Origin of the sequence: Fulvivirga ligni, assembly GCF_021389935.1 — a bacterium.
GTDB classification, from domain to species: Bacteria; Bacteroidota; Bacteroidia; order Cytophagales; family Cyclobacteriaceae; genus Fulvivirga; species Fulvivirga ligni.
This window is the reverse complement of sequence record NZ_CP089979.1, coordinates 3109385-3125948: the sequence shown is the minus strand read 5'-3', so window position 1 is coordinate 3125948 and position 16564 is coordinate 3109385. Positions and strand designations below refer to the sequence as shown.

At 37.0% G+C, this 16564-nt stretch carries 11 protein-coding genes; 6 read left to right on the top strand and 5 right to left on the bottom strand.

Features of this window, described 5'->3' with window-relative positions:
• Positions 1–63 precede the first annotated feature (63 nt).
• The 3 genes from LVD16_RS13305 to LVD16_RS13295 form a co-directional block, all read right to left on the bottom strand.
• Positions 64–1569: a PAS domain-containing sensor histidine kinase gene (locus tag LVD16_RS13305; protein ID WP_233774436.1), complete on the bottom strand. Its 1506-nt coding sequence runs from the start codon at positions 1567–1569 to the stop codon at positions 64–66.
• Positions 1570–1685: 116 nt separating this feature from the next.
• Positions 1686–2333, bottom strand: a complete 648-nt coding sequence (locus LVD16_RS13300) for a response regulator (RefSeq protein WP_233774435.1) — start codon at positions 2331–2333, stop codon at positions 1686–1688.
• The gene (locus tag LVD16_RS13295) at positions 2330–4099 is read right to left on the bottom strand and encodes a sensor histidine kinase (RefSeq protein WP_233774434.1); all 1770 of its coding nucleotides are present in this window, start codon (positions 4097–4099) and stop codon (positions 2330–2332) included. Before LVD16_RS13295 ends, LVD16_RS13300 begins: the two co-directional genes overlap by 4 nt.
• A 243-nt stretch (positions 4100–4342) precedes the next feature.
• Here LVD16_RS13295 and LVD16_RS13290 point away from each other — a divergent pair, with 243 nt between their 5' ends.
• The 5 genes from LVD16_RS13290 (at position 4343) to LVD16_RS13270 (ending at position 12016) form a co-directional block, all read left to right on the top strand.
• Complete coding sequence (locus LVD16_RS13290) at positions 4343–7030, top strand: PAS domain-containing sensor histidine kinase (RefSeq protein ID WP_233774433.1); 2688 nt, start codon at positions 4343–4345, stop codon at positions 7028–7030.
• A 3-nt stretch (positions 7031–7033) separates the two neighbouring features.
• Positions 7034–7471, top strand: a complete 438-nt coding sequence (locus tag LVD16_RS13285; RefSeq protein WP_233774432.1) for a response regulator — start codon at positions 7034–7036, stop codon at positions 7469–7471.
• A 2-nt stretch (positions 7472–7473) separates the two neighbouring features.
• Positions 7474–8076: a response regulator gene (locus LVD16_RS13280; RefSeq protein ID WP_233774431.1), complete on the top strand. Its 603-nt coding sequence runs from the start codon at positions 7474–7476 to the stop codon at positions 8074–8076.
• A gap of 18 nt (positions 8077–8094) precedes the next feature.
• The gene (locus LVD16_RS13275) at positions 8095–11499 is read left to right on the top strand and encodes a CheR family methyltransferase (protein WP_233774430.1); all 3405 of its coding nucleotides are present in this window, start codon (positions 8095–8097) and stop codon (positions 11497–11499) included.
• A 133-nt stretch (positions 11500–11632) separates the two neighbouring features.
• Complete coding sequence (locus LVD16_RS13270; protein ID WP_233774429.1) at positions 11633–12016, top strand: response regulator; 384 nt, start codon at positions 11633–11635, stop codon at positions 12014–12016.
• A gap of 295 nt (positions 12017–12311) precedes the next feature.
• Here the strand turns inward: LVD16_RS13270 and LVD16_RS13265 are convergent, their stop codons facing one another.
• Positions 12312–15197: a T9SS type A sorting domain-containing protein gene (locus LVD16_RS13265; RefSeq protein WP_233774428.1), complete on the bottom strand. Its 2886-nt coding sequence runs from the start codon at positions 15195–15197 to the stop codon at positions 12312–12314.
• 297 nt (positions 15198–15494) lie between these two features.
• On the opposite strand from LVD16_RS13265, the gene LVD16_RS13260 reads away from it, so the two are divergent.
• On the top strand, positions 15495–16058 hold the full coding sequence (locus LVD16_RS13260) for a hypothetical protein (RefSeq protein ID WP_233774427.1): 564 nt from the start codon (positions 15495–15497) through the stop codon (positions 16056–16058).
• On the opposite strand, the gene LVD16_RS13255 is transcribed toward LVD16_RS13260, so the two are convergent.
• Positions 16055–16396, bottom strand: a complete 342-nt coding sequence (locus tag LVD16_RS13255) for a hypothetical protein (protein WP_233774426.1) — start codon at positions 16394–16396, stop codon at positions 16055–16057. The genes LVD16_RS13260 and LVD16_RS13255 overlap by 4 nt on opposite strands.
• Positions 16397–16564: the final 168 nt, after the last annotated feature.

The window sequence follows — 16564 nt, the reverse complement described above, 5'->3', positions numbered from 1 at the left end:
GTAGTTTTTAAGAAGTACAGATTTACATATAGCAAAATCCAGGTGTGAATTCGGATTTGAAATTTACTTTCTTGCGTAAGCAGCCTGATGCCTATCAGGCCTATCATTTGTAAGGTGTTTCCGTTTCTGATTAGGTATTTCCATAGTTATCCAGCAACCCACTCCTAGCTTGGAAACCACATTGAGTTGACCATCCAGATTATCAAGAGCTTCCTTCACTATGAAGAGTCCTAAACCTGAGCCTGAGGATACTGGTGTAGCTTTATAAAACAGATTACAAACGCGCTTAATGTGTTTGTCATCTATCCCTATTCCGTTATCATATACCGTGATGATGACATTATCATTCTGCTCAGCCACGGTAATTTCTATGATAGACTTATCTTTGGTAGAATCTCTAAAGGCAATTGAATTTTTTATAAGCTGGTCAAGCACAATCTCAACTTTCTCCTCATCAGAATAAAAGTAGAAGCTCTCATCTACGTTTACCTCCCACTTAATATGCTGCGTTGTAGGGTCCTTTGAGTATTCACTAATTACCTTCCAGATCAGTTGACTCATGTCAATTCTTTCGTAGTTAGACTCGTAGTAATTGATTCTGGTTAAGTATGCAATATTCTTGATTACCGTGTCCAGTCCATGGGCTGTCTGTTCTATGAGATTAACATATTTTTCTACCACCTCATTTTTCACTTCGCCTTTAATCAAATTTACTAAGCCCATGATTGAAGTCAATGGTGACCTTAAATCATGCGAGGTACTGTATAAAAATTGCTCTAATTGAAAACTAACACGCTTTAACTGTGTATTGGTAGCTTTCAGATACTTTTCATATTCTGTATACTGTGTTAAATCCAGCACTACCCAGTTATAGATGTATTCGCCTTGTCGATTTCTATGGATACTGATATTGGCCAGTCCACGCATTAAACCTCCACTATGTTTCCTGAGCCACACTTGTTCTGTAAGTATATTTCCCTCTATAGACTCCAGCTCACCTTTTATGCGTTCAAAGTCGCCACTAAGAATATCTTTAATTCCATCTTTTCTCGCTGCCAATAAGGAGGGATAATTCAAACTTCTGGCAAAAAGGCGGTTAAAATAGATCAACTTCCCTTGTTCATCACAACGAAATATTAGTTCAAAAGTACTACTGGCTATCAGCTTGGAAAAGGCTAAAGATTCTTTCACCAAACTGTTTATAGGATGGCTTTCCGCCTTCTCTGTAACCCCGATAAAAACCTTGCCCTCATCATCTTTAAAGCAACTCAGGTTGAGTTTTATATAACCTCCGTTAATGATGATATTGAAGCTTCTGGACCTACCTTGATCCGAGGCAAAGAAAAACTCCTCTATTTTTTCTAAAGACTGATTTTGAAAAGGGTTGTGCAAAATTTCATCGATGGTTTCAATTTCCCCAAAAAGCTCGAAAAACTGTTCATTATAATCGATTACTTCTCTGTTTTCTTTAAGGATGACAACGCCAAATTTCTCGTTTTGAAGAATCGTTTGAAAGATCTCCTTTTCTTGCTTTCCCTGAAATTCATTACTATTTGGCAGAACATTCATAGACAATTTCCATTATATCTTATATAAAGGTAGACCTCTATCTATATTCCGACAATCGCAAATTGGTTGTATATTATTATGGGTGATGTTACTTAAAATTCTCTACGAGTATACTCTTACACTAACTTCAGGTCAGAGGCTTTATTAATAAGCTCCACTACATTCTTCACCCCTAACTTCCTCATAATGTTGGTCCTATGCGTTTCCACCGTTCTTATGCTTATAAAAAGCTTTTCAGCAATGGCATTACTAGTAAGCCCTTGTGCTATTAATGATAATATTTGATACTCTCTTTTGGTTATGTGAGGATGATCCACCGATGTGTTTTTCTGTGTTCTGAAATTTTTAAGGCGGTTCAGCACCACATCCTGAGCGTAATGACTGAAGTAACTTTTACCCTGTAGTACCAGCTCTATAGTATGCCTCAGTTCCATTCCACTTTCACTTTTTATGACATACCCCTTCACCCCCGCATCAAGACATCGGCCAATATATTCTTCATCATCGTGCATGGACAGGATTATTATTTTTGCAGTCGAATCGTATTTCAAAATCTCCTTCGTAGCCTCTATGCCATTGAGACCAGGCATAGAAATATCCATAATCACCACATCCGGACTCGCCTTCTTATACAACTCAACTACCTGTGAGCCTTTTTTTGCTTCGCCTTCCACCACTATGTTATTCATTTTTTTCAGCAGGGTCTTTATCCCTTCTCTGAATAAATCATGATCATCAGCAACTATCACTTTATATCTTTTCATTTCCTATCGTATTTGGGAATTTCAACTATAATCAATGTTCCTAATCCTGGGTTGGACTCAATAATGAGATAGCCATCCATAATATTGGCCCGCTCTCGCATATTTATTAGTCCGTGTCTGGTACTTTTGGCCGACGTATTATTATTATCTTCACTATTAAGCCCTATACCATTATCTTCTATGGCTAATCTAATTTTATCTTCATCTTCTATAAGTGATACAGAAATATGATTGGCCTCTGCGTGTTTCAGTGCGTTATTAATGGCTTCTTGTGCTATTCTGTAGAGATTGATTTTTCTACTATCATCGAGGTCTTCTGAAAGATAAGAATAGAAGGATATATCTATATCATAAATTCTTTTGAGCTGCTTCACTAAAGAATTTAAAGCCGTAGGCAGATCAAAATCCCTGAGTTTGGCAGGCATTAAGTTTTCTGACATGCGTCTAACCTCCTGGATAGCTTCATCCATTAACTCTGTAAGCTCTGGCTCTTTATCTTCAAGATTTACATATACCCTCATCTTCACCAGGTTAAGCATTTGCCCCAGCCCATCGTGCAACTCCTTAGAAATGCGATCTCTCTCGCTTTCCTGCCCCTCAATTACAGCTGAGATACGCCTTACCTCCATATCTCGTTCGAGCTTCCTCCTTTCAAACCGGTCTGATACATCTTTGAAGAAAATAGCTATGCCTGCAAAATCATCATTTGAATCTTGCATTTCGGTAAGGCTACCTTCTATAGGTATCTTTCTACCATCTTTAGATATCATCAGCAACTCTTCATTGAGAATGTCCGTGTGCTCCTGAATCATACATTGCAAGGGATTGATAGCTATATTTCGATCTAATGACTGTACTTTAAAAACATCATGAATAAGCTTTGATCTAGCGTTCTTCAGATTAAACCCGGTGAGACGTTCAGCACTATTATTCAGGAAGATGATCTTAAAATCTTTGCCCACCGTTATAGCAGCGTCATTTATAGATTTTACCGTAGAGAAATATAGTTGCTCTCGCTCTCGCAGATTCTCTCTGGCATGTTTAAGCTCTGTAAAATCAATAGAAACCCTGCCTACAGCATAGGTTTGGCCTCCGGAATTTTCAACTGGGAATTTTAAAGTCAGAAATGTACGTACCTGATCGTTAATTCTCATACTTTGATCAAACACCAACCTTCTTCCCTTAAGAACTTCCTTCTCTTGTTTGTTCAACCCCTTAGCATAATCATTCCCGTTTTCATTATGTCTAAAATCCTTACTAAAAGCTTTATTATAAAATATAAATCTTCCTTGGGGGTCTTTTACTGACACATGAAATGGCACCGTATCCAGCACGGTTCTTAAAATGCCTTTTGCACTAAGCATCTCTCCAATCATCATCTTTACATTGGAAACATTACTCTGTACAGACATGTAACCAATCAATTTCTTCTCAACCGTCTTTAAAGGCATTATGTCTAGTTCTACCCAGTAATCCTTACCACTCTTGGTATAATTGACAATATCTGCTTTGAAACGAACCTGTCTTTGTAAATTATTTCTTATGTAGTCTTGGGTATCCGGGTTCGTTAATGGTCCTTGCAAAAAATGTCCTGGTTTTTTCCCAAGAACCTCTGCAGATCTATATTCTGTTACCTTTTCAAAAGTTTTATTTACCCAGGTAATGTACCCAGCGGCATCTGTAAAAATTATTAAATTAGTAGTATTGTCTGCTACCATTTTAAGCAAGGAGTGTTCCTCATGGATACGTTCATCTTCAACTATCATATGCAATTAATTGATGCTTAATCGATTAACTAGTACAAGCAACCATTCTAAGTATAATACAGTAAGTGTCCACCCCTTTCACTTAAGTATATCTTTATATAAATTATAAAATTTTATTGGTAAAATCCACTCATGTGACAATTCATATAAAAAATACACCTTCACATTTCACCTTAATGAAATAGAAGCATATATGAGAAAAAATCATTAACTTCATGCATTAATTATACTTAACCTATATCAATGAAATTTCACCATATATTTATACTCGGCTGGTCTGTGATCGCATTGAGTCTATTGGTATTGATCGGTTGGGTTTTCAATATAGGTGCATTAACTAGTATTAGTGAGGCCTATCCTAGAACCGTGCCTATGACGGCATTGCTCATTTCATTTTTGGGCATATCCCTAACTTTGAAGGAAAGGAAGTATATTCCCATTTGCTGTGTTATAGTTTTACTTTTCACCATTTGGATTTCCCTGGAGTATGTTTATGATAAGATTCCCGCACTAGAAAATCTTATTTTTGGGCCTCTTAACAAAAAGCATTTAGCATTATATCCTGGGCGCCCCTCTCCTCGTACTTTGGCAGCATTATCATTAGCAGCCATTGCACTCGTACTATCTTCTTTTAGTAATAAGAAGCTCAATACAATCTCTATAATCTTAAGTATTGCAGGATTATGTATTCCATGGATTGCCCTTTATGGCTACCTTGGAATAATTATACCCTTTTACTCTTTTGCCCCCTCATCAGGCATTGGTATGTCTCCTATTACCATGGCTGCCTTTCTAATGATTTTTTTAGCCATTATCGATAGCACCTCTACCATGGGGGTCATTTCTATTTTAAGAACTCAATCTCTAGGTGGAAAAATCCTGAGAATATTACTCCCGTTCACCATTTTACTTCCTTTGGCTTTTAGCGGCTTTATAGGGATTCATCTTCATGACAACACTCCCAATATAGCTCTGAAGGTCATTTCCTCATTCGCCCTTCTTAGCGCGCTGACTACGGTGGTTGTAACCTACACTGTAAAGGTTATCCGCATACAGGAGATTAAGAACGAAGGTCTCATCAAGGCTCTAACTGATTCAGAGAAAAAGTATCATCAGCTGGTAAATCAGATAGAAGACTACGCCATCATACGTCTCGATCTGAATGGAAAAATAGATGTATGGAATAAAGGTGCTGAAGCCATCACAGGCTATCAGGAAAAAGAGATTGTAGGAAAATCATTTTCGATATTTTATCCAGAAGATAACAAAACCAAACCTCAAATATTACTCACCGAAGCGCTAGCAGAAGGCCGGTCGTCTGATGATGGCTGGCGGATCAAGAAGAATGGCGAAAAATATTGGGTTCATACGACAATAGTTCCTCTATACGATGCCGATGAAATTCTTACAGGTTTTGTGAAAGTGACTCAAGATCTGACTGAGAAAAAGGCTACAGAAGAAAAACTGGCAACTTCAGAAAAAAGATTTCGCAAACTATTAAATTCTACGCCAGACGCTATGATCATTTCTAATGCAGATGGTATAATAACCTATGCGAATAATATGTCTGAAAATACTTTTGGCTATAACAAAGAGGAACTGATCAACTCGCCTGTGGAAATGCTACTGCCTAAACCGCTAAGATATAATCATCAGCAGCATCTGAAAAAGTACATAAAAGACCCTCAAATAAGAAATATGGGCAATGGATTGCCTCTTAAAGGTGTTAGGAAAAATCAGGTCGAGTTTCCAGTAGAAGTTTCATTGGCGCCCATTGAAGATACCGATCAAACAGAAGTAGTAGCAGCTATAAGAGATATTACAGAGCGATTAAAAAGAGAGGAGGAAAATCGCGAATACCTCAGAAATTTAGAACTGTCTCAAGTTATCGGAAAAATGGGGTATTATGAAACCGATTTAGAAAAGGACATCATGTATCTCTCTGAAAATTACATGAGGCTGTTTGGCATCTCGAAAAAAGAGATGCCAGTTTCAGAATTGGTTCAATATGTTCACAATGATGATGTTTCTAAACTAATAAGAAAGTTTGAACAAGCGCAAAGAAAGGACGTTTCCTTCACTGCAGAATACCGTGTCTATAATCCAATAAGCAAAAAAGTTTTATACATAAAAAACAGTTGTTATTTCCAGTTTAAAAACAACAGAGCCATAAAGGCTATTGGCTTAAAGCAAGATGTTTCTCAGGAAAAACATAATGAGAAGAAGATAAACAAACTGAATGATGATCTACTAAAATCCAACAAAGAACTGGAAGCTTTTAGCTATTCAGTATCACATGATTTACGGGCACCATTAAGAGCCATAACCGGATTTAGTAATAAATTATTAAGGAAAGAGGGTCATCAGTTGAATGATGAAGGTAAAAGACTTCTTGATATCATCATCAAGAACACTACACAGATGGACAACCTTATCAATGATATTTTGGCCTTTTCGCGAATTACTAGAGAAAATATTGCGTTATCCAAAATAAACATGCATCAGCTGTTTTCTCATATTTATAATGAGCTGAAGCAGATTCAAAAACCAACCCGAAACATTGAAATATTCATAGATCCATTACCTGAGATCATAGGTGATGAGGTAATGTTAAGACAAGTAATAAGTAATCTAATCTCTAATGCCTTAAAATACACCAAGACAAGAGAATACAGCATTATAGAAGTAGGTTATAATAGCATTGAGGCAAAAAATGCCTTCTATGTCAAGGATAATGGCGTAGGCTTCGACATGAGACATAAAGATAAGCTGTTTGGAGTATTCCAAAGATTACATAGTGACAGCCAATTTGAGGGTACAGGCGTAGGCCTAGCCATTGCTCAGCTTATAATAAATAAACATGACGGGAGGATTTGGGGCATAGGTGAGCCTGGCAAAGGTGCCACCTTTTATTTCACCATTAACACTTAAACCGTGAGAGAACAAGAATACAATGAAATAATCCTTATTGAAGACAACCCCACAGATATGGAGCTGACTATTGATTCGTTATTAGAGATCAACAAGGTTCAGGGTCCAATTCATGTGCTGGAAGATGGCCAACAAGCCCTGGACTACTTCTTCAATCAACCTGAGAACAACAGACCAAATCCTAAATTTATTGTCTTAGACCTCAAGCTTCCAAAAGTAAATGGTCTTGAAGTACTAAGAGAACTGAAAAAATCAGAGAAATATAAAGATGTACCAGTAATAATACTCACTTCATCTAACGAAAACTCTGATATAGTAGACGCTTATAGATTTGGCGCCAATAGTTATGTAGTAAAACCTGTGAACTTCATGCAATTCACAGAAACAATAAGCAAAATGGCCTTATACTGGCTACTACTGAATAAACCTGTAAAAAACTAATTATGAAAGTAAATGCTTTTGATGAGTACAAGAATTTGAGGGTGCTAGTGTTAGAAGACTCTCCAGAAGATGCAGAATTAATTCTCGATGAATTAGATAGAGTAGGTATGCACATAGAAGCTGAAATCACGGACAATCGACCCAGCTTTACAGATAAACTCATACATTTTAGCCCTGATATAGTCCTGGCAGATTACAGTTTACCTGAAATTAACGGAATTGAAGCCCTTGCTATTGTAAAAGAGGAATATCCTGACATCCCCTTTGTATTCGTAACCGGAACCATAGGTGAAGAAATAGCCGCTGAAACCATTCTTAATGGCGCCTCAGGTCTAGTATTAAAATCTAATTTAAACAAGCTTCCTGCCGTGGTACAAAGCATACTAGATGAGAGGGGAAAATGGTATAGCAAACGCCTGGAATGGGTAAGCAGAAGAATTCACAAAAGGATACAGAAAAACATTGAAGCCCTGGATCGAATTCAGGACTTTTTAAAAGTTCATGAAACCACACCTCTGGAAATTTCCGATGATTTAACTACCACACTAAATGATCTCCGAGATCTTCATGAAGATTTCATCTCGGAAGACGACGACAATGCTTAATCTTAAAATCGATTGACCATGAAAGAAAAAGCCCCAAAACAAACAAAAACTGAGGATAAAAAAATAGAAAAAACCGTTGAACCTAATGAAGCTAAAGTTGCCATTAATGAGGATCATTTAGATGTAGCAGACGATAATGATACAAAAGCTGATGATGGAACAGAAAACGGTCAAAAATTACCTACAAAGAAATCAAAAAGAAGCAGCAGCAACACAGAAAAGCTAAATGTAGTATGTATAGGAGCCTCCGCTGGAGGATTAGAGGCCATCAATGCTTTTTTTGATAAAGTTCCTGATAACCCCGGTTTAAGTTTTGTTTTGGTACAACATCTTAGTCCAGACTATAAATCAATGATGCCTGAGCTTCTGGCCAAGCATACCAAATTGAAAATTTCCAAGGTGGTGAATAATATGCAAGTAGAACAAAACTGCATATACACTTTACCTCCTGATAATAACATATTCATAAATAAAGGCAGGCTTTATCTTGAAGCCAGAGGCAACCCAAAATCATTAAACCTTCCTATTAACAACTTTCTAAAGTCTCTGGCAGAAGATCAAAAAGAACGAGCCATTGCAGTAGTACTTTCCGGGACCGGCAGTGATGGTACTTTAGGAATAGAATCTGTAAAGGAAAATGGCGGCATGGTAATGGCCCAAGACCCCAACAGTGCAGCTTTTGACAACATGCCTAAAAGTGCCATAGCCACTGGCCTGGTGGATTTTATTCTCCACCCCAGCAGAATGCCAGATGCCATTATTAAGTACGTAAAACATCCCTACATTAAGGAATTAAAACATCTTAGTGGTGATGATGGAGACAAAGGAGATATTTTACATCAGATATTAACCTTACTACATCAAAAAACAAGGTTAGACTTCAGATTGTACAAAAAAGCTACTGTAATACGCCGCATAGAGCGCCGTATGAGCATTAGAAATATACTCAATAAGGATTTATACCTGCGCTACCTGAAAGATGACCCTGATGAACTCGATCTACTTGGTAACGACATTCTGATAGGTGTTACAGGGTTTTTCAGAGACACCAAAGCCTTTGAATCTTTGGATAAACTGGTTTTATACCAGCTTGTAAAAGATGCCGTAGACAAAGACATCAGAATTTGGGTAGTAGGCTGCTCAACCGGACAGGAGGTTTACTCTCTTGCTATGCTTTTGAAAGAGCAGTTTAGGAAACAGCGAAAATCGCCAAGCGTAAAAATATTTGCCACAGATATTGATCAGCGAGCCATAGATAGAGCCAGCAAAGGGATATATGCAGAAACAGTGATAGAAGAAATACCCAAACCACTGTTACTCAAATACTTCACAAAAGTGAATGAAACATACCATGTAAAAAAAGAGCTCCGACAAATGGTGATCTTTGCCAGACATGATATTTCCAAAGATCCTCCATTTAATAACATTGATCTTGCTTGCTGCAGAAACCTACTAATCTACATTGAACCACCACTGCAAGAGAAAATTTTAACCTATATCCATTTCTCTCTCAATGCCAACAGCTACTTATTCCTGGGCAGTAGCGAAACTCCCGGAATGTTATCAAACGCTTTTGAAGAGGTTAACAAAAAGTATAAAATCTATAAAAACTGTATGACCACAAGGATTATAGATGTCCATCGTCTTAATCCTTTTGAGAAGAGTAAAAAACCAACTCTTGAGCCTATAAAGAAAACCTCTCCCAGATTACTGAATGAAACCAAAATAGTATCAAACTTTAAAGACGCTCTTTTGGAAGACATGATTCCTGCCACAGTTTTTATAAACGAGAGTATGGATGTCGTTCACGTGGCCGGAGATGTAGACAAATACATAAAACTACCTCGTAAACAACTTACACTGAATGTATTAAAAATGGTAGACGAGCAGATCTATGTGAGTCTTAGCAATGCCATCTCAAAAGTAAAATCACATAAGAAAAAATTCATCTCACCATTAGTTGAGTACAACTATAATGATGAAAAGAAATACATTAAAATTGTATCCAAACCTTATACCGAACCAAATTCTAAAAACTCATATATCATAGTCAGCTTTAATGAGTTAGAGCACACCACTACCATTTCCACCAGCAGTGATTCAAAAAGTGTAAAATCCGACCAGTCAAAGGAAAAGGACGCTCACATTAGAAGACTTGAGGAAGAACTAAAAGAAACCAAAGAATATTTGCAATCCACCATTGAAGAACTGGAAACCTCTAACGAAGAACTTCAAGCCACCAATGAAGAATTAATGGCCGCCAATGAAGAGCTGCAAAGTAGTAATGAGGAGCTGCAAAGTGTTAATGAAGAGTTATATACGGTGAATAATGAGTTTGAAAATAAACTCATTGAGATGACAGAGCTCAATGATGACTTGAAAAACTTCCTGCAAAGTACACACATCGCCACCCTCTTCCTTGATAACGATCTGAATATTAAGAGATTCACTAATGCCATAACTAGCTTAATCAAATTAAACAGCAACGATATAGGCAGATACGTTGGTGATTTTAGCAATGAATTTAAAGATTTCAATTTATCTGAAATATCTCAATCAGTACTCAGAAACTTCACCGCTATAGAGAAAGAAGTGGTCACTAAAAAAGATGAAGTATTCTTGATGCAGGCATTACCCTATGTAACATCAAAGAAAGAAATCAAAGGCGTTGTATTCACATTTGTAGATGTTAACCAATTAAAGAAAATAGAGTCTCAACTCATGCTCAAAGCGGAAGAGCTGGAGCGCAGCAATATAGAACTTGAACAGTTTGCCTACCTGGCTTCACATGACTTAAAAGCACCCATTACCAATCTGGATTCTTTAATGAAAATCATTGAGGAAAATGATTTTATGAAGAAAGATGGTTATGATGTGTTTTCTAAACTAAAAAATGCAGTTCAGAGGATGCAAAAAACTATCTCTACACTTAATGAGGTAATTGCGGTTAAAAAAAATCTGGACTTGAAATCGGAAAAGGTAGAACTGAAAAAGCTACTAGATGATGTTCTTGAAGATGTAGAAGAAGAGATAAAAAGCAGCAAGGCCCATATTAACATTAACCTGGATCAATGCAGCACCGCCCTATTTCCTCCTGTTCATTTGCATAACATTTTGCAGAATCTGATTACCAATGCCATCAAATACAAAAAATTAGGGGTGAAACCCGAAATAGATATCATTAGTAGCAAGGAAGCTGGCTACTGTTGCATTAGTATTCAGGATAATGGTCGTGGTATTAATCTGGAAAACTATGGCAATAAACTCTTTGGGTTATTCCAAAGATTTCACCTCGATATTGAAGGCAAAGGAATAGGCCTTCACATCACCAAGTCAATCATTGAAAAATATGGAGGAAAAATTGAAGTCTCTAGTATAGAAGGTAAAGGAACGACATTCCAAATTTATTTAAAAGAGCGTTAATACTTACATGAAATCATACTTCTAACTAATAAAACAGCACTTTTCTTTCAAAAATACGTAGATTAAGGTATAGCATTATACAGTTATTTTTGCTTACTTAATATATGATACTAAAATCAAATGGAAAAAGCGTATGAAGGAGAAAAGCAACATTTTAATTATTGATGATGACGAAACGAGTAATTATGTTGCCAGTCAAGCACTTAAAGCTCGCTTCGGTGACGTTAGGGTAATGACTGTATCTAATGGCATGGAAGCAATAGAGTTTTTCAAGAAACATCCGAATGAATCACCCGACTATGTACTCTTAGACATCAACATGCCGCTGATGAATGGTTTTGAGTTTCTGAGCTGGTATGAAAGCAGTGTATACAAAGGAACCTCAAAGATCATGATGTTTACCACCTCTATCCGTAAAAAGGAAAAAGATAGAGCTGGAATGTTCGAAGATGTAGTGGCTTACATCGAAAAACCTCTCTCTAATAGAATAATAAATCAATATTTTACATTTGCCTAAATTCTACTTGAGAAGCTATTAGGTATTCAATTGTTTTTGATGACATCAGGACAGAACCATATTTATAGTAAAAGCTAAAGCTACTTACTGTAAATATGGCTGTAATCCTGATTCAAAACCAATTTATCAACTTTGTGCTAACGTATAATTCGTTAACACCAAACCGGTTTCTAAAACTTAGAAACCTTAACAAAACATTTGAAGAAATCATCTTCACAATGCTAATGCTTAATGGTTTGGAATGAAAGTTAACAATGTTAAAAAAGGTTATAAGATGTGAAAAAGCATAGAAATTTTAATGAACTACCATTTTTTGCATTGCATACGAGCCTACTTTTATCATATAAACTCCCTGGCTCAAAGTATCTTTAAAATCGATTGTATACTGGATCAGCTCATCTGAGTTAGAAACTAATGACCTACCTTCAACCAACTTCCCTGCTAAGGTAAATATTTGAATTTTAACTTCCTCACCCCTATTATTGGCAGGCATTTCTATAGTAAAGCTATCGCCATCATTAGGGTTTGGAAATACTCTTAGTTCATCAAAGGAATTAAGATTCTTCACTCTCACAGGCTTATAAATAGTTATTGTACCATCAAAATCTACCTGCTTAAGCCTATAGAAAGATTCTCCTGTAAAAGGTTTAGAATCGACAATACGATAGTTGTGTTCTTGCTCTGAGGTACCGTTTCCTTTCTCGATCCCAACCTCTACATAATTTTTAAAATCAATGGTTTTTTCAACTATAAACTTATCATTGTTAATCTCAGAGGCAGTTTTCCACTCGATGTTCACTCCTCCCCTTTCTAATTCAGCATTGAAGTATACAAGCTCAACCGGCAGCGGACTATTGCTATCCACTAATGTCCAGGGAGAAAAGTGAGTGACATTAGGCACCATAACAGAATACGGCGTAGGGTTACTCTGCCCACCTAAAGGCTGATCCCAATAGCCTCCAGAATCATTATATCGCTGTGCTTTTAGGCCTGACAAACTTCCAACTTCACCGGCTGTAGCTGTAAAAACAATGTCAGCTGTAGGAGTAGCTCCCGAACTAGCCACATCTATTTGCCAGAATCTGTCAGCCACATTGGAGCTATTATTCACCCCATCAGAACTATTAAGGTTGCTTACGCCATTCGGATAAGGATTATTATCAGAGCCCGTTCCATAAGTGGCCACAGATACTTGAGTATCGACTGCACCGGGTACGGAAATATTAAAACTGAAAGGGATATATTCGGAATCCGATTTTCCAAAAGGAAAAACAAAGTTACCAGTACCACTACCCACCACCCAGTTAAATGGACTGTAGGGAAATATAGTACTTTCACTCTTTATATAACCATTGGTTCTACTTAGTGCGGAATGACTGCCATTATTGAGGGTTATATCTCTTCCATTACTATTTAACTCTCCATTTTCAAGGCTCAAACTATTGCCAATAATCAGATTTGTAGTAGCACCATCGAGAAGTAATCTTCCTGAAGCTTTATTCACTACCAAATCATAGAAAGTCTCATTTCCCTTGGCCACAATTATGGTTTGGTCAGCGGTGCCATCAAATGTAATGCTACCCGATCTCTCTATGAATCTATCCAGAACTGAGCTTACTGTCCAGTTGCCTCCTAAATTAATTGAATAATTATTAGCTGAAACATCTAAATTGGTAGTACCATTAATATTAAAGTTGCCATTGATATCTAGAGGCGCTAGCAAGGTCTTGGTGCCTGTATTTTGTATGGTCAAATTCTCATATGATCCATTGGCTGGCGTAAATACAGATTGATCTGTACCGTTATAAGTGAAGGTATTTCCTGTAGCCGAAAGGTCAAACTGAGAAGGTGTAGAAGCACCTCCGTAAGACCAGGCAGCCCCATCTCCATTTATTAAGGACACTGCGCCTCCCATGTTAGAAAAATTACCTGTCTGACTTATCTCATCAAGATTATTCAACGCAAAGTCCTGATTATTAAGGTTAAGCGTGCTGAAATTAAAGGTACTTGCATTCGTTATAGAGTTACCTGAACCTGAAACATAGATGCCATTATTGATGGATTGAAGAAGCCCAGAATTATAAATGACTACATCTTCAGCATCCAACCTAAGTCTATTACTTATAGCAAGCTGAGTATTAATGTTAAAGTCTACATCACTAGATGAAGAACTAAAAATAAGCTCTCCCCCAATGGCTACACCAGCACTTGCGAAGAGAATATTATTAGATGATAAATTATTAAATGTGAAATTTCCATTAGTGGTTAATGTTCCTGTTCCCTCAATAGTCAAATCAGCCGCATCTACTGTGATGGTACCTACGCTTAGCGCACCATCTATTTCTACATGATAGCTGTAATCGGAGAAACGAAGAGATGAACCATTTTTACCATTTTTATTGAGTTCTGCACCAAATTCTATTTCCAGCACTCCACTTCGTACGATATTTAACTGGGCATTAGCGGTATAATTAATTCTACCCGTATTTTCAATAGTTACACCTGCACTGGTAGCGTTGGTATTTAGATTTACTATATCATTACCGCCTACAAAAACATGCGTATCCTCATCTGGTGTACAACCACAAGATACTCCAGAATGGCTTTCATAAGACCAGGTGTTACCATTATTCCAGTTACCAGAATTACGGGAATACAGATAGGTGATGGGGGAAACTGTAATTTTATCGAAACCAAAAGAGCGGGCAAAGTTGAATGGCCCTCCCACTCCGGTAGATTCATCATTCACTGCAATCATGATCTGCAAGGTGGAGCCCGAAACTATGGCACTAGCTGCCGAATTATACTGCAAATCGGTTTGGCCAACTTGTTCATCAAAAAGCACTGTATCCGAGCTATTAAGCACATAATAACTACGTATGTAATCGGTATTCGGATCTGTATAGTAGACACCTAAAAGCCCTATGCTAATCGCCACCTCTGAATAACTACTAATATCTATAACAGAAGATCGCCAGACTCCTTCCTCGCCATTGGTGTCATTGACATAGAAAACTTTACCCAATGCACCTCCGAAATTTTTTATGTAAAAGTAATCATATGAGGAAGGTTCTGTTAGCACACCCCACCCAGTTTCATCATTAAACTCTTGATTATAAATAATTTGAGCATTAGCCCACAAGGGAATACTCATGAGGATAATTAAAGCCAGCCGTTTCATAATTTGTTGGTTCAGATTAAGATTTAAATAATTAGAATCCTTTACATCCACTATAGAAATACGTATTCTAAAGAATTCAACACAATATATACCCAAAATTACATTTATTAAAGAATAATAAATATTTATAAACTTACATGAGCCATTATTTAACAGTTATTTCATCGGTGATATACTACCATTCATCGCCACATACTGCAATTAGACTGTGATTCTTACATCAACCTCAAAAAACAGTTATTAAGGGAGTGTCCAATTTGGCGTAGATCGTATTAACTTGAAAGAAACCTTTTTTATATGTGCAGATTAAAACGTGGGGTAGTCTTACCTGTTCTATTCATTTTTAGCATTTCATTCACTTATGGCCAATCTGTGAACAAGAATTGGAAGAGTGATTTACAAAAAGACTTTTCATCATTCCAAACTTGTGAATCAGCAAGTGAGGATTGTCATCAGTATATGGGGAAATCACTCAATACGGTTTATCAACTGAATGATTTTTATGATAACGCCGCCAAAGAGTATATGGGTGTGGGAGAAATTAATGATTTATTAGCATCTGACAAATCATGGACTAACCTGGGGCCTGCCTACAGCCAGGATGTGCTGAGCAAGGCACAGCAGCATGCTAACAGCAATAAGGCCGTTGTAGCGGTGTATGTAAATCAAGAGGGTGTAGGCCACGTAGTAATGATACTGCCAGGCACATTACAACCTTCAGGATCATGGGGATTAAAAGTTCCTAATTCAGCGTCATTCTTTGCTAAACAACCATCAAGATCTTTTACCAATAAAGGATTATCATATGCTTTTAGTAAGAGTATACTAAAAGATGTGAAAATATATTCCAGAAATTATTAACGATACTTTTCTATCAGGGACTCCGTTTCGGATTTAGTATAACCTAAGCGGTTTCCCACCAAAAGGATCAGATTATACTCTGCTGTGGCAAAGTCACCATCTACCATGGCCAGTTTTATCATATCCTTCAGTTGCTTCTCTCTATCTTCCTTGTTCTGAGGGATGAGGTAGATGTACTCATCGGCCTTCTTCAACATAATATTCAACCTATCCAACGGTATTCCCTGGTCATAAGCAATTTTTGATAACGTAATTCTTTCAATTTCCTGCACCTTCCCGTCTGCTGCTGCTAATGAAACTAAGTTTCTAAAATGTTGAAGTTGAATAGAGTCTAACATGTTAATTTTACAAGGTTTTTAATGCCAACAATTCAACAATAATAAGTTTTTTTTCAGAAAAACATAATGAGCCTCCGTTTTAATTACAGATCAGAACGGAAAAGATCAAAAAAAATGATAATTTATTAACCGGATGGTAGCATCAAATAATTAAACATTCTATTTTTG

Excerpts from the sequence above, each read along its gene's own strand:
- LVD16_RS13305 (WP_233774436.1), bottom strand. The coding sequence starts at position 1,569 with ATGAATGTTCTGCCAAATAGTAATGAATTTCAGGGAAAGCAAGAAAAG.
- LVD16_RS13300 (WP_233774435.1), bottom strand. The coding sequence starts at position 2,333 with ATGAAAAGATATAAAGTGATAGTTGCTGATGATCATGATTTATTCAGA.
- LVD16_RS13295 (WP_233774434.1), bottom strand. The coding sequence starts at position 4,099 with ATGATAGTTGAAGATGAACGTATCCATGAGGAACACTCCTTGCTTAAA.
- LVD16_RS13290 (WP_233774433.1), top strand. The coding sequence starts at position 4,343 with ATGAAATTTCACCATATATTTATACTCGGCTGGTCTGTGATCGCATTG.
- LVD16_RS13280 (WP_233774431.1), top strand. The coding sequence starts at position 7,474 with ATGAAAGTAAATGCTTTTGATGAGTACAAGAATTTGAGGGTGCTAGTG.
- LVD16_RS13275 (WP_233774430.1), top strand. The coding sequence starts at position 8,095 with ATGAAAGAAAAAGCCCCAAAACAAACAAAAACTGAGGATAAAAAAATA.
- LVD16_RS13270 (WP_233774429.1), top strand. The coding sequence starts at position 11,633 with ATGAAGGAGAAAAGCAACATTTTAATTATTGATGATGACGAAACGAGT.
- LVD16_RS13265 (WP_233774428.1), bottom strand. The coding sequence starts at position 15,197 with ATGAAACGGCTGGCTTTAATTATCCTCATGAGTATTCCCTTGTGGGCT.
- LVD16_RS13260 (WP_233774427.1), top strand. The coding sequence starts at position 15,495 with ATGTGCAGATTAAAACGTGGGGTAGTCTTACCTGTTCTATTCATTTTT.
- LVD16_RS13255 (WP_233774426.1), bottom strand. The coding sequence starts at position 16,396 with ATGTTAGACTCTATTCAACTTCAACATTTTAGAAACTTAGTTTCATTA.